Source organism: Mangrovibrevibacter kandeliae (assembly GCF_024519155.1).
Classification (GTDB): Bacteria; Pseudomonadota; Alphaproteobacteria; order Rhizobiales; family Rhizobiaceae; genus Mangrovibrevibacter; species Mangrovibrevibacter kandeliae.
Map to the genome: position 1 here is coordinate 158,676 of NZ_JANIFJ010000001.1, position 13,951 is coordinate 172,626.

Sequence of the window (13,951 nt, forward strand, 5' to 3'; positions counted from 1 at the left end):
GCACCGCGCGCTTTTGCGTTTGGCAAATCGGCGCCGCTTTCCTAAGTTCCGCGCACCGGAGCCGGGGACGAGGTCGGCAGTGTCTTTCCGCAAAGAAAAGCTGACGAAGCCGATCTATCGCTGGGCGAAGTCCGCGCTGCCGGCGGTTTCGGCGACCGAGCGCGACGCCATCGACGCCGGCACCGTCTGGATCGACGGCGGCATCTTCACCGGCACGCCGGACTGGCAGGCGCTGGTCGACATGCCGCCGGTGCGCCTGACGCCCGAGGAACAGGCCTTCCTCGACGGCCCGGTCACCGAGCTCTGTGCCATGGTGGACGAGTGGCGTGTGGTCTGGGAAGACCGCGACCTGCCGCCCGAGGTCTGGGCCTTCCTGCGCGCGAAGCGCTTCTTCGGCATGGTGATCCCGAAGCGCTACGGCGGTCTCGGCTTCTCCAACACCGCTCATTCGGAGGTGGTGCGCAAGATTTCGTCCTCGAGCGTCGTCGCCGCCGTCACGGTGATGGTGCCGAACTCGCTCGGCCCGGGCGAACTGATGCTGCACTGGGGCACCGAGGCACAGAAGGACTTCTGGCTGCCGCGTCTCGCCGACGGGCGCGAGATCCCCTGCTTCGGCCTGACCTCGGCCGAGGCCGGCTCGGATGCCGCGGCCATGACCGACACCGGCACCGTCTGCCTCGGCGAGCACGAGGGCCGCGAGGTGCTCGGCATCCGCCTGAGCTTTGCCAAGCGCTACATCACGCTGGCGCCGGTCGCGACCGTGCTCGGCCTCGCCTTCAAGCTGCGTGACCCCGAGAACCACCTCGGCCGCGGCGTCGATCTCGGCATCACCGTCGCGCTGATCCCGACGAAGACGCCGGGCGTGGTGCAGGGCGCGCGGCACATTCCGCAGATGACCTTCTTCCAGAACGGGCCGATCAGCGGCGAGGATGTCTTCATCCCGCTCGATTGGGTGCTCGGGGGCGAGGCGCAGATCGGCAAGGGCTGGACGATGCTCGTCACGGCACTCGCGGCGGGTCGGGCGATCTCCCTGCCGTCGCAGTCGGCCGCCTCGGCCGCGCTCTGCGCCCGGGCCACCGGCGCCTATGCCCGTATTCGCACACAATTCGGCGTGCCGATCGGCCTCTTCGAGGGCATCCAGCAGCCGCTCGCCGACATCGCGGGCAACGTCTATCAGATCGACGCGGCGCGTCGGCTGACGCTGGCGGCACTCGATGCCGGCCATCGGCCGGCGGTCCTGTCGGCGATCATGAAGGCACACGCGACCTACCGGATGCGCGAGTCGATCGAGCGCACGATGGACATCCACGGCGGCAAGGCGATCATCGACGGGCCGAAGAACGCCGTCGGGCTGCAATATCGCTCGGTGCCGATCGGCATCACGGTCGAGGGCGCCAACATCCTGACGCGCAGCCTGATGATCTTCGGGCAGGGTGCGATCCGCGCACATCCGTTCATGCTCGAGGAGATGCGCGCCCTCGCCGACGAGGACCGGAAGCGCGGGCTGACGGCCTTCGACGAGGCCTTCTGGGGGCATGTGGCGCATTCGGCGAAGAACCTCGCCCGGACCTGGCTGCGGGGCTGGACCGGCGGCCTCGTCGGCCCGGCGCCGGAGGGCGTCAGCTTCGTGCGGCACTGGCGGCAGCTGTCGCGCTACAGCGCCGCCTTCGCGCTGCTCGCCGATCTGGCGCTGCTGACGCTGGGCGGCGCGCTCAAGCGGCGCGAGATGCTGTCGGCTCGGCTCGGCGACATCCTGTCCGAGCTCTACCTCCTCGCCGCCACATTGAAGCGCTTCGAAAGCGAAGGGCGGCCGGAGGTCGACCGCCCGCTCGTCGAGTTCATCCTGCAGAAGGGCTACAACCGCATGGGCCTTGCCTTCATCGGCGTCCTCGACAACCTGCCGGCTCGCTGGGCCGCGGTCCTGACGCGGACCGTCGCCTTCCCTTTCGGAGTGCCCGTGCCGGCGCCGTCGGACGAGTTGACCCGCGAGGTGGCCTCGATCCTGATGGCGCCTTCGTCGCAGCGCGACCGGCTCACCGCCGACATCTATCTCGGCGAAGGCAAGACGGACTATGCGCTGAAGGATCTGGAGATCGCGCTCGAGCGCGTCACCGCCGTGGAGCCGATCGCCAGGCGGATGCGCGAGGCGAAGCTGCGTGATCCCGAGGCGGCGCTCGCCGCCGGCCTGATCACCACCGGGGAGCGCGAGCGTCTGGCCGCCGCCAAGGCGGCGGTCGACACGGTCGTGGCGGTCGATGCCTTTCCACCGGAGGCCTTCGCCGGACGCGAGCGCGCCGCCGCCTTCGCCGAAGATCCGGATCCGAGAGACGCCGAGGCGGAGGCCGCCGAATGACCCGCGCCGTCTACATCGTCGACGGCGCCCGCACGCCGTTCCTCAAGGCGCGCGGCAAGCCGGGCCCGTTCACCCCCGTCGATCTCGCGGTCCAGTGCGGCCGACCGCTGCTCCTGCGCCAGGACTTCCCGAAGGACGCGATCGACCTCGTCATCCTCGGCTGCGTCAGCGTCATCGCCGACGAGATGAATCCGGCGCGCGTCGCGAGCCTGAGGCTTGGGCTGTCGGAGGAGATCCCGGCCTTCACCACGCAGATCAACTGCGGCTCGGGCATGCAGTCGATCGACACGGCGTTCCGCTACATCGAGCGCGGCACCGCCGAGATCGTGCTCGCGGGGGGCACCGAGGCGCTGAGCCATTCGCCGCTGGTGCTGCGCCGCGGCGCGGTGGACTGGTTCGCCCGGCTCAACGGCGCCAAGACCGCCGGCGACCGGCTGAAGGCGCTGTCCGGCCTGCGCCCGGATTTCCTGAAGCCGGTGATCGGTCTCGAGCGCGGCCTGACCGACCCGATCACCGAGCTCAACATGGGCCAGACAGCCGAGGTGCTCGCCCATCTCTTCCACATCGAGCGGCGGGACGCGGACGCCTATGCCGCCGAAAGCCACCGCCGGGTGGCGCGGGCGCAGGCCGACGGGACCTTTGCCGACGAGGTGGTGCCGGCCGTCTCGCGCGACGGCGGTGCCTTCGACCGGGACGATGGCGTCCGGCCCGACTCCGACGCCAAGGCGCTCGCCAAGCTGCGGCCGGCCTTCGAGCGGCCCTGGGGCAAGGTGACCGCCGGCAATTCCTCGCAGATCACCGACGGCGCGTCCTGGACGATCCTCGCCTCGGAGGAGGCCGTGGCGAAATACGGGCTGAAGCCGATCGCGCGCATCCTCGATTCGGAGTGGGGCGCGCTCGATCCGTCGATCATGGGCCTTGGACCGGTCGTCTCGGCCGCGCCGCTTCTGAAGCGCGGGGGGCTGTCGCTCGACGACATCGACCTGTGGGAGCTCAACGAGGCCTTCGCGGCGCAGGTGCTCGCCTGCCTGCGGGCGCTGGAGGACGAGACCGTCTGCCGGAAGGTGCTCGGCTTCGACGGCGCGCTCGGCACCATTGCCCAGGACCGGTTGAACGTCGACGGCGGGGCCATCGCGCTCGGTCATCCGGTCGGCACCAGCGGCAACCGCATCACGCTGCATCTGGCGAATGCGCTGCGACGGCGTGGCAAGCGGCGCGGCATCGCCACCGAGTGCATCGGCGGCGGCCAGGGCGGCGCGATGCTGCTGGAGGCGGCATGACGGACCTTCTCGAACACGGCGGGGCGAAGTGATGGGACGCATGCTGGACGCGCTGGCCGACCGCACGCTAGAGCTCGGGCCGACGCGCCACGTCGAGCGCGAGGGCAACTGGCGCGCGGCGCGTGACGGGGAGGGCCTGTTCTGGCTGGTGCTCGACCGGCCCGACAAGTCGGTCAACGTCATCGACCGGGCGGTGCTGGAGGAGCTCGACGCGCTCCTCGACCGGATCGAGGCGGAGAAGCCGGCCGGCGTCGTTCTGCGCTCGGCCAAGCCCTCGGGCTTTGCCGCGGGAGCCGACATCAACCAGTTCGTCGCGCTGCCGCACGACGAGATCCTGGCGATGCTGCGCGACGGTCACCGCGTGTTCGACCGGCTCGCCGCGCTGCCGCGCTGCGTCGCGGTCATCCACGGGCACTGTCTCGGCGGCGGGCTGGAACTCGCGCTCGCCTGCCGCCACCGGATCGCGATCCAGGGCGCGGGCCTCGGCTTTCCCGAGGTGATGCTCGGCTTCCATCCGGGCCTCGGCGGAACCTTTCGCGCGACGGGCGTCGCCGACCCGATCGAGGCGATGACGCTGATGCTGAACGGCAAGACGCTCCAGGCGCGCCAGGCCAAGCGCATCGGCCTTGTCGACGCGGTTACCGAGGAGCGCCACGTCCACGACGCGGTGCTCGCCGCCGTTCACGGCGAGCTGAGAACGACGTCCGGCAGTTTCCAGTCGCGAGCGCTGCAGTTCCGCCCGGCGCGCACGCTCGCGGCGGCCCGGATGCGCAAGAGCGTCGCCGAGAAGGCGCCGCGCGAGCATTATCCCGCGCCCTACAGGCTGATCGACCTGTGGGAGGCGCACGGTGGCAACGCCAAGGCGATGCAGGCGGGGGAAATCGACAGCTTCGTCGACCTGATCGCCACCGACACCTCGCGCAACCTCGTGCGGGTGTTCTTCCTGCGTGAGGCGATGAAGGGCCTGCGCAAGGGCCGGTCCGGTGTCCGGCACGTCCACGTCATCGGCGCCGGCGCGATGGGCGGCGAGATCGCCGCCTGGGCGGCCAAGCAGGGCTTCGACGTCACGCTTGAGGACATCGCCCTCGCACCGATCGGCAAGGCGATCCGCAGCGCCGGCAAGATGCTGGCGGCGACGCTGAAGGACCCGCTTCTGGTGCGCGACGCGCTGGACCGGCTGGTGCCGGATCCCGGTGGGCTCGGCGTGCGCCATGCCGACATCGTCATCGAGGCGGCGCCCGAGCGCATCGAGTTGAAGCGGCAGATCTATGCCAAAGTCGAGCCGAAGCTGAAGCCCGGCGCGCTGCTCGCCACCAACACCTCCGCGATTCCGCTGCCGGATCTCGCCGAGGGGCTCGCGGATCCGTCGCGCCTGGTCGGGCTGCACTTCTTCAATCCGGTCTCGCGCATGCAGCTGATCGAGGTGGTGGGCCACGACCGCATCGATCCCGAGACCGAGCGACGCGCCACGGCCTTCGCGACCGAACTCGGCAAGCTGCCGGCGCCCGTCGCCTCGGCACCGGGCTTCCTCGTCAACCGGGCGCTGACGCCGTATCTCGCCGAAGCGATGATCCTCCTGGAGGAGGGCATCCCGAAGGAGCGTATCGACGATCGCGCCGAGCGTTTCGGCATGCCGATGGGGCCGGTCGAGCTCGCCGATCAGGTCGGCCTCGACATCGCGCTCGAAGTCTCGACCTCGCTGCGCGAACGCCTCGGTCCGGTATTCCCGGAGGTGCCGGACCGGCTGCGTCGGATGGTGGCGGACAAGCGCCTCGGCCGGAAGACCGGCTCAGGCCTCTACGAATGGGACAGCGACGGGAAGCCGCGCAAGATGCGGGTCGACGCGCTGCCGGACGAATCGAAGGACGACCCCGATCTTCTCGACCGGCTGATCCTGCCGATGCTGAACGCCGTCGTCGCCTGCCTGCGCGAGGGGGTCGTGGCGAGCGAGGACATCGCCGATGGCGCGATGATCTTCGGCACCGGCTTCGCGCCGTTCCGCGGCGGGCCGATCGCCTATGCGCGCACCCGCGGCATCGGCGAGATCGTCCGACGGCTCGAGGCGCTGCAGGCGGTGCATGGCGAGCGCTTCCGGCCGGACCCGGGCTGGCAGTCGCTCGGCTGACGCAGCCGGGGTGCCGCAGCGCCACTAGAGCCGCTCGGGTGAATTGTCCGGACGGAGGCGAGCAAACGGTAAGGGTATTGGCCTTATGCTTCGGCCGATCCTCTGACGCCGGAGCCGCCGTGACGCCTCTCGCCCTCGATATCCGCGGTCTCGCCAAGCGCTTTGGCCGTCCCGCGGTGGATGGCCTCGATCTCAAGGTAGAGCCCGGCTGCTTCTACGCCCTCCTCGGACCGAACGGCGCGGGCAAGACGACGACGCTCCGGATGGTCGCCGGGCTGATGCGCCCGGATGCCGGGTCGATCGGCGTCTTCGGCGTCGACGTCCTGCGCGAGCCGATCGCGGCCAAGCGGATCACCGCCTGGGTGCCTGACGAGCCGCTGATCTACGACAAGCTGACGCCGGTCGAGTATCTGGAGTTCGTCGCCGGCTTGTGGTCGGTGCCGCCGGAGCTCGCGCAGGCGCGCGCGGTCGAACTCCTCGACTGGCTGCAGCTGCGCCCGCATGCGCAGGAGCGCTGCGAGGGCTTCTCGAAAGGCATGCGCCAGAAGGTGGCGCTCGCCGGCGCGCTGATCCACGACCCGAAGCTCCTGATCCTCGACGAGCCGCTGACCGGCCTCGACGCGGGCGCGGCACGCCTCGTCAAGGACGTCCTGATCGCGCGGGCGCGAGCCGGCACGGCCATCGTGATGACCACGCATATCCTCGAGGTGGCCGAGCGGATGGCCGATCGCATCGGCCTCATCGCTCGCGGCCGGCTGATCGCCGAGGGCACGCTCGAGGAGTTGCGCGCCGCCGCCGGTCGCAGCGACGGGCATCTGGAGGACCTCTTCCTCGACCTTCTCGCCCGGCAGGCGGACGCGGCGTGACCGACATGCTCGCCGGCCGGCTGCCGTCGCGGCCGCGGCCGCTTCAGGGCCGGGCGCCGGCGCCGGGCGGCGTCCTCTGGTTCTTTGGCCACGACCTGAGGCTCGCGATCCGCGACCGCGTGCGGGCCGGGCGCGGCTGGCGCATGGCGCTCGCCCTCCTGCCGCTCGTCGCCGCCATGCATCTCGTCGGCCTGTGGGTTGCCGGCGCGCTGCCGGATCCGACCGTCGGGACGCCGGCCGAGCGGCACTTCGCCGCCGTCCTCATCACCTTCTTCCTCGTCTCCCTGTTCTTCATGCTGGCGGCGCAGGCGGTGGAGTCGGTGGCGCGGGCGATCTTCGTGCGGGGCGACCTCGACCTGATCCTCGCCTCGCCGGTGCCGCCGCGCCGCCTGTTCGCGGCGCGCATGGCCGCGACCAGCGTCACCACGCTCTGGCTCGGCGGCTTTCTGGTGCTGCCGATCGCCGATGTCCTCGTTTTCCAGCGCGGCTGGCCGTGGGCGAGCGCCTTCGGCGTGCTCCTGTCGCTCGCCTTCGCCGCCTCGGCGCTGGCGGTGACGGTGACCTACCTCCTGTTCCGCGGCTTCGGCGCCAGGCGCACGCGGCTGCTGGCGCAGGTCGCTGCGGCGGTCATCGGCGCGGTGACGGTGGTCGGCGCGCAGGTCCCCTTCATCCTGCACTTCGGCAGCCTGTCTGTCGCCGGCCACCTGTCGGACCCCTGGGTGCTGTCGGGCCTGCCTGGACCGGGCAGCCTGGTCTGGGTGCCGTCGCGGGCCGTGCACGGCGACTGGGGCGTGCTTGCCGGCCTCCTCGCGGTCAGCGCCGGCCTGCTCGGGGCGGCGGTGCTCGCCACCGCACCCGGCTTCGCCGAGATGGCGACGGCCGCCGTCGGCATGGAGACGGGGCAGCGCCGGCGGCGGCCGAGCCGGGTCGCATTGCGGCTGCCGGCCTCGCCGCGATCGGCGCTGCGCGCCAAGGAGCTGCGCCTCATTCTGCGCGATCCTTGGCTCCTGTCCCAAAGCCTGACCCAGATCCTCTACCTCCTGCCGCCGGCGCTGCTGCTGTGGCAAAGCTTCGGCAACGCGGCGGGAGCCGGTCCGCTGCTCGTCCCGGTGCTGGTGATGGCGACCTCGCAGCTGGCCGGCGGGCTCGCCTGGCTCGCCCTGTCGGCCGAGGATGCGCCGGATCTCGTCAGCACGGCGCCGGTCGGCCGCGGCGGCGCGCTGCACGCCAAGGTCGAGGCGGTGCTCGTGGCGGTGGGTGCCGTCGCTGCACCCCTGATCCTGCTCCTCGCGCTCGATGATGGCCGGGCGGCGCTCGTGGCGATCCTGTTCGTGGCGCTCGGCGTCGCCAGCAACTGCTTCGTCCAGACCGTCCACCGCCGGCCGGCAAGCCGCAGCGCCTTCCGCCGGCGCCAGCATGCGTCACGGCTCGCCACGCTGTGCGAGACGATCATGTCCATCGGCTGGGCCGGCGCGGCGAGCCTCACCGTCGCCGGCAGTCCGCTCGCGGCGTTTCCGGCAGGCGTCGTGCTGGTTCTGCTCGCGGTTCTCGCGCTCTTCGGCTGGCGCCGCCGCTGAAGGCTGAGGGGCCGGCAGCCGCCGGCCCGGCGGTCAGACCGCGACGCAGACGCAATCCTGCACGCCCAGCCCTTCGCCGCCCAGCCGCACCCGGTCCCCCGGCGTCAGGAAGCGCGGCGGATCGAAGGACAGGCCGACGCCGCCGGGCGTGCCCGTCAGCACGACGTCGCCGGGATCGAGCCGGGTGAAGCGCGAGATGTAGGAGACGAGGTAGGGCACCTTGAAGATCATCTCGCGGGTGTTGCCGACCTGCTGGCGCACGCCGTTCACGTCGAGCCACAGCGGCAGCTCGTCGTAGTTCGGCAGCTCATCCTTGGTCACGAGCCAAGGACCGAGGGGGGCGAAGGTGTCGTGCGACTTGCCCTTGAACCACTGACCGGCCCGCTGCAGCTGGAAGCTGCGCTCGGTGACGTCGTTGCCGAGCGTGAAGCCGGCGACGTGCTCCATCGCCTGCTCGACGGTCACGTATTTGGCGGTCCGGCCGATCACCACGCCGAGCTCGACGCCCCAGTCCGTGCGGGTCGACATGCGCGGGATCTCGATCGGGTCGTTCGGTCCGCTGACCGCGCTCGGCGCCTTCATGAAGATGGTCGGCTCCGGGTTGATCTTGAAGCCGGCGAGCCGCGCACTGTCCTGGAAGTTCGGCCCGACGCCGATGATCTTGCCGATCCGGGAGACCGGCGCACAGACGCGCACCCCCTCCGGTGCGCGCGGCAGCGCGTCGATGTCGATCCCGCGTAGCGCGGCGAGGGCGTCCGGGTCGAGCTGCGGCCCGCCAAGGGCCGTCACATGATGCGAAAGGTCGCGGATCTTGTCGTTCTTGTCGAGGACTCCCGGTTTTTCCATTCCGCGGTCGCCGAAGCGTACCAGACGCATCCACTGCTCCTCCCGATTGCCCGCCCGGAACCCGGGCAAGAGCCGGCGCGAGGGTTCTGCCGCGACGCCGTGGCGCCACAGATAAGGCGGCAGACGGCCAAGGGGAGATGGCGGAAGCGAAGGGCGGCGAGAAGGCTTTGCCGGGATGGTTACCGCCCGTCGGCGGGCTCCCGCTTGCGCTCGGCCGCGAAGAGGTAGCGGAAGGTGCCGATGCAGCCGGTGAGCGCCAGAGCCAGCGCGCCGAGCATCAGGATCCAGGTGATGTCGCGCTCGAAGAAGCTCTGCAGCGCCTGCCCGAAGAGGTAGGCGCCGAGGGCGTAGCCGCCGACCCACAGCGCCGCGCCGATCGCGTTGTAGAGGCCGAAGCGGATCCAGTGCATCCGCATGGTGCCGGCGACGAAGCCGTTCAGCTGCCGCAGGATCAGGATGAAGCGGGCGATCAGCACCAGCGCCGGCCCGCTCCTGCGGTAGCGTTCCTCGACGAGTTCGAAGCGCTCCTCGGTCAACCCGACCTTGGCGCCGTAGCGCACCACCAGCTTGCGGCCGTAGCGATGGCCGACGAAGTAGCCGAGATTGTCGCCGAGCGTGGAGCCGAGCCAGGCGAAGAAGAGCACCCAGCCGATGCCGAGCGTGCCCTGGCCGGCGAGGATGCCGGAGGCGATGACGAGGCTCTCTCCGGGCAGCGGGATCCCCGTCGATTCAAGGAACACGATGCCGAAGAGGACCGAATAGCCGTAGTGCTCGAGGTAGAAGAGGGCGGTATCGTACATGCGGGCTCCCTCTTGCCAGCCTTAAGGCCGCTGCGCCAGTGCGCGGCGGGCTGCCTCAGCGCTCGAACAGCGCCACGACCTCGGTGTGGTACGACCACAGGAACTGATCGACCGGCACCACCCGCACGAGCCTGAAGCCGCCGTCGAGAAGAAGACGGGCATCGCGGGCGAGCGTGACCGGGTTGCAGGATACCGCCGCGATCTTGCGCAAGTGCGACCGGGCGAGCTCGCCCGCCTGCGCCTCGGCGCCGGCGCGCGGCGGATCGAAGACGAGCCCTTCGAAGCGCGCGAGTTCCTTTGCCGTGAGCGGCCGGCGGAACAGGTCGCGCCGTTCGCTCGTCACCGGCTTCAGCCCGCGCGCGCCACGCACCGCCTGATCGAGCGCGGCGAGCGCCGGCGCCTCGCTCTCCACCGCATGCACGGCCGAGTGACGGGCGAGGCGGAGCGCGAAGGTGCCGATGCCGCAGAAGAGGTCGGCGACGCTCTTGCAGCCGGCCAGATGATCGGTGACGAGACGGGCCATCGCCGCCTCGCTCGCGGCGACCGCCTGCAGGAAGCCGCCGGGCGCGGGCGTGACCGGCACGCCGTCGACGTCGATGACCGGCTTCTGCGCCTCGATCAGCACCTCGTCGCCGAGCGACAGCCGCGCCAGCCGGTTGGCGAGCGCGAGCGTCACCAGCGCCTGGCGCAGGTCGTCCTTCAGCGGCGCCGCGTCGGCGAGCGCGACATCGAGGCCGCTGGCGGTCCAGGTCGCGGTCAGCCGCAGGGGACGGCGCCGGTCGATCGCGAGGCTCGCCAGCTTGCGCAGGAGCGGCAGGCGCGCCTCGATCTCCGGCACCACGACGAGGCAGGTCTCGATCGAGGCGATGCGGTGGCTGCCGGCTTCGTGGAAGCCGAACACGACCCGCGGGCCGGCGCGCCGGGCGGTGAAGACGGCGCGCCGCCGCGAGGCGGGCGGGCAGGGGTCGAGCGGCTCGACCTCGGCCGCGATCCCCTTCTGCCGGAGGGCACCGACGACGAGGTCGCGCTTGAAGTCGGCATAGAGGGGCTCGCTCGCATGCTGCAGGTCGCAGCCGCCGCACTCGCCGAAATGCGGGCAGGGCGCCCCGCGGCGCTCGGCCGAAGGCTCGATGATCGACACGACACGACCCCGGTCGCCTTCGCGCACCGCCTCGACCGTTTCGCCCGGCAGCGTGAAGGGCACGAAGACCGGCCGTCCGTTCGATTCGGCGAGGCCGTCGCCCTTGCCGGCGAGCGCGGTGATCGTCAGCGTCTCGCTCACGCCTTCACCCCGGCCAGAAGAAACTCCCGGTTGCCGTCGCCACCGGTGATCGGCGATTCGACAAGGCCCGTCGCGCGCCAGCCGGGCAGAGTGCCGAGCCAGGCCCGCAGATCTTCGGCGACCGCCGGTGCGCTATCCGGATCGCGCAACAGCCCGCCCTTGCCGATCGCCGCCTTACCCGCCTCGAACTGCGGCTTGACGAGAAGCACCGCGACGGCTCCCGTCTCGGCGAGCGTCAGGGCCGGCGGCAGCGCCAGCTTCAGCGAGATGAAGCTGACGTCGGACACCACGAGGTCGACGTGATGGCCGCCGAGATGCTCGCGCGTCAGCGCGCGGGCGTTCAGCCCCTCGATCGAGGTGACGCGGGAATCACCGGCGATGCGCGGGTGCATCTGGCCGTGGCCGACGTCGAGGGCGATCACATGGGCGGCGCCGGCCTCCAGAAGCACCTCGGTGAAGCCGCCGGTCGAGGCGCCGACGTCGAGCGCGGTGCGGCCGCTGACGTCGAGCCCGAAGCCTTCCAGTGCGCCCTTCAGCTTCAGCGCGGCACGCGAGACATAGGCGCCGGCGGGGTCGGAAACGGTGACGACGGCGTCCGGTCCGACGAGTTGACCCGGCTTCGTCACGGCCATGCCATCCACCATGACGTGGCCGCGCAGGATCGCGTCGCGCGCACGGGCGCGGCTTTCGACAAGGCCGCGGGCGGCAAGCAGGAGGTCGAGGCGCAGGCGCGCCGCGTCGGAGGTCGCATCGGGGACGGGCATGGCGCCTCTCATGCGGCCCGCGCCGGCCGATGGCAAGGCTGCGTGTGCCGGAGCGTCGCCGTTCAGGCCTGCATCACGCGCTTCGCTCGGTCGCCGAGCGCGGCGAAGACGGCGTCGACGATGCCGGCACGGTCGAGCCCGGCCTGGCGGATCATTGCCTCCGGGGCCGCATGATCGACGAAGCGGTCGGGCATCACCAGCGGCCGGATCTTGAGGCCCTGATCGAGCAGGCCGCGCGCGGCCAGGAACTGCAGCACCTGCGCCGCGAAGCCGCCGGCTGCGCCCTCCTCGACGGTGATCAGCACCTCGTGCTCGCGCGCTAGCCGGGCGATCAGGTCGGCGTCGAGGGGCTTGGCGAAGCGCGCGTCGGCGACGGTGGTCGAGAGGCCGAAGGTCTCGAGTTCCTCGGCCGCCAAAACCGCGTCCGCGAGGCGCGTGCCGAAGGACAGGATCGCGACCTTGGTGCCCTCTCGGATCACCCGGCCCTTGCCGATGGGCAGGGCCTCGCCGCGCTCCGGCAGGTCGACGCCGGTGCCGTTGCCGCGCGGGTAGCGGAAGGAGATCGGCCCGGCGTCGTAGAGCGCGGCGGTGCGCACCATGTGACGCAGTTCCGCCTCGTCGGCCGCCGCCATCACCACCATGCCCGGCAGCGGCGCCAGGAAGCCGGTGTCGAAGGATCCGGCATGGGTCGGCCCGTCGGCGCCAACGAAGCCCGCGCGGTCGATCGCGAAGCGGACCGGCAGGTGCTGGATCGCGACGTCGTGGACGATCTGGTCGTAGGCGCGCTGCAGGAAGGTCGAGTAGATCGCGCAGAAGGGCTTGTAGCCCTCGCTCGCAAGGCCTGCGGCGAAGGTGACCGCGTGCTGCTCAGCGATGCCGACGTCGAAGGATCGGGTCGGAAACAGCTCGGCGAAGCGGTCGAGCCCGGTGCCGTTCGGCATTGCCGCATTGATCGCGACGATCCTGTCGTCCGCCTCGGCCTCCTGGATCAGGCTGTCGGCGAAGACGTTGGTGTAGCTCGGCGCGTTCGCCTTGGCCTTCGCCTGCGCGCCGGTGATGACGTCGAACTTAGACACGCCATGATACTTGTCGGCGGAGTTTTCGGCCGGCGGATAGCCCTTGCCCTTCTTGGTCACGACGTGGACGAGGATCGGCCCCTCGCCGGCGTCGCGCACGTTCTTCAGGACCGGCAGGAGATGGTCGAGATCGTGGCCGTCGATCGGGCCGACATAGTAGAAGCCGAGCTCCTCGAACAGCGTGCCGCCGGTGAAGAAGCTGCGGGTAAACTCCTCGGTCTTGCGGGCGCCCTCGCGCATGAACTCCGGCAGGCGCCGCGAGAAGCTCTTCGCGTGGCCGCGCAGCGTCCTGTAGGTCTTGCCGGAGACGAGGCGGGCGAGATAGGCGCTCATCGCCCCGGTCGGCGGGGCGATCGACATGTCGTTGTCGTTGAGGATGACGATCAGCCGCGCGTTCAGCGCTCCGGCATTGTTCATCGCCTCGTAGGCCATGCCCGCCGACATCGCGCCGTCGCCGATCACCGCGACGACGTTGTTGGTGCCGCCGGACAGGTCGCGCGCGACCGCCATGCCGAGGCCGGCCGAGATCGACGTCGAGGAATGGCCGGCGCCGAAGGGGTCGTAGTCGCTCTCCGTGCGCTTGGCGAAGCCCGAGAGCCCGCCCTCCTGCCGGATCGTGCGCATCGCCTCGCGCCTGCCGGTCAGCAGCTTGTGCGGATAGGCCTGGTGGCCGACGTCCCAGATGACCCGGTCGCGCGGCGTGTCGAACACGTAGTGGAGGGCGACCGTCAGTTCGACGACGCCGAGGCCGGCGCCGAGATGGCCGCCGGTCTTCGACACCGCGTCGATGAGGTCCGTGCGCAGCTCGTCAGCAAGCTGTTTCAGCTCCTTCTCGTCGAGCTTGCGAAGATCGGACGGATCGCGGACGCGGTCGAGCAGCGGTGTCTGGGAGATGTCGGTCAATGGCCTCGGACCTTCTGCGTCGTCATCGGGGCTGATACGCCCGGCCACGGACGATCAGCCCGCGCATGATGTCGCTCTA

At 70.9% G+C, this 13,951-nt stretch carries 10 protein-coding genes; 5 read left to right on the top strand and 5 right to left on the bottom strand.

The genetic code is table 11. From position 1 onward, the window contains the following. Positions 1-79 precede the first annotated feature (79 nt). From NPA30_RS00715 to NPA30_RS00735, 5 genes are all read left to right on the top strand, one after another. Positions 80-2,353: an acyl-CoA dehydrogenase gene (locus NPA30_RS00715; RefSeq protein WP_256800406.1), complete on the top strand. Its 2,274-nt coding sequence runs from the start codon at positions 80-82 to the stop codon at positions 2,351-2,353. After that, entirely contained in the window at positions 2,350-3,633 is a 1,284-nt protein-coding gene (locus tag NPA30_RS00720) for an acetyl-CoA C-acetyltransferase (protein ID WP_256800407.1), read from the top strand. Before NPA30_RS00715 ends, NPA30_RS00720 begins: the two co-directional genes overlap by 4 nt. Positions 3,634-3,664: 31 nt before the next feature. Beyond that, positions 3,665-5,758, top strand: a complete 2,094-nt coding sequence (locus NPA30_RS00725; RefSeq protein ID WP_256800408.1) for a 3-hydroxyacyl-CoA dehydrogenase NAD-binding domain-containing protein — start codon at positions 3,665-3,667, stop codon at positions 5,756-5,758. A gap of 119 nt (positions 5,759-5,877) precedes the next feature. Further along, on the top strand, positions 5,878-6,624 hold the full coding sequence (locus tag NPA30_RS00730; RefSeq protein WP_256800409.1) for an ABC transporter ATP-binding protein: 747 nt from the start codon (positions 5,878-5,880) through the stop codon (positions 6,622-6,624). Further along, positions 6,621-8,201 (top strand): permease, encoded by a 1,581-nt coding sequence (locus NPA30_RS00735; protein WP_256800410.1) that lies wholly within the window; start codon positions 6,621-6,623, stop codon positions 8,199-8,201. The genes NPA30_RS00730 and NPA30_RS00735 overlap by 4 nt, the downstream gene beginning before the upstream one ends. A gap of 33 nt (positions 8,202-8,234) precedes the next feature. On the opposite strand, the gene NPA30_RS00740 is transcribed toward NPA30_RS00735, so the two are convergent. The 5 genes from NPA30_RS00740 to dxs form a co-directional block, all read right to left on the bottom strand. Continuing rightward, positions 8,235-9,077, bottom strand: coding sequence for a fumarylacetoacetate hydrolase family protein (locus NPA30_RS00740; protein ID WP_256800411.1), 843 nt, complete (start codon positions 9,075-9,077; stop codon positions 8,235-8,237). Positions 9,078-9,226: 149 nt separating this feature from the next. Further along, positions 9,227-9,847, bottom strand: coding sequence for a DedA family protein (locus NPA30_RS00745; protein WP_256800412.1), 621 nt, complete (start codon positions 9,845-9,847; stop codon positions 9,227-9,229). Between the two features lie 55 nt (positions 9,848-9,902). Next, positions 9,903-11,129: a class I SAM-dependent RNA methyltransferase gene (locus NPA30_RS00750; protein ID WP_256800413.1), complete on the bottom strand. Its 1,227-nt coding sequence runs from the start codon at positions 11,127-11,129 to the stop codon at positions 9,903-9,905. Beyond that, on the bottom strand, positions 11,126-11,893 hold the full coding sequence (locus NPA30_RS00755; RefSeq protein WP_256800414.1) for a TlyA family RNA methyltransferase: 768 nt from the start codon (positions 11,891-11,893) through the stop codon (positions 11,126-11,128). Before NPA30_RS00755 ends, NPA30_RS00750 begins: the two co-directional genes overlap by 4 nt. Before the next feature lie 62 nt (positions 11,894-11,955). Beyond that, the gene (dxs, locus tag NPA30_RS00760) at positions 11,956-13,863 is read right to left on the bottom strand and encodes a 1-deoxy-D-xylulose-5-phosphate synthase (RefSeq protein WP_372338749.1); all 1,908 of its coding nucleotides are present in this window, start codon (positions 13,861-13,863) and stop codon (positions 11,956-11,958) included. Between the last annotated feature and the right edge of the window lie 88 nt (positions 13,864-13,951).

Bases quoted from the DNA above. Each gene is read 5' to 3' on its own strand.
- NPA30_RS00740 (WP_256800411.1), bottom strand. From the start codon at position 9,077: ATGCGTCTGGTACGCTTCGGCGACCGCGGAATGGAAAAACCGGGAGTC.
- NPA30_RS00720 (WP_256800407.1), top strand. From the start codon at position 2,350: ATGACCCGCGCCGTCTACATCGTCGACGGCGCCCGCACGCCGTTCCTC.
- NPA30_RS00745 (WP_256800412.1), bottom strand. From the start codon at position 9,847: ATGTACGATACCGCCCTCTTCTACCTCGAGCACTACGGCTATTCGGTC.
- NPA30_RS00725 (WP_256800408.1), top strand. From the start codon at position 3,665: ATGGGACGCATGCTGGACGCGCTGGCCGACCGCACGCTAGAGCTCGGG.
- NPA30_RS00755 (WP_256800414.1), bottom strand. From the start codon at position 11,893: ATGCCCGTCCCCGATGCGACCTCCGACGCGGCGCGCCTGCGCCTCGAC.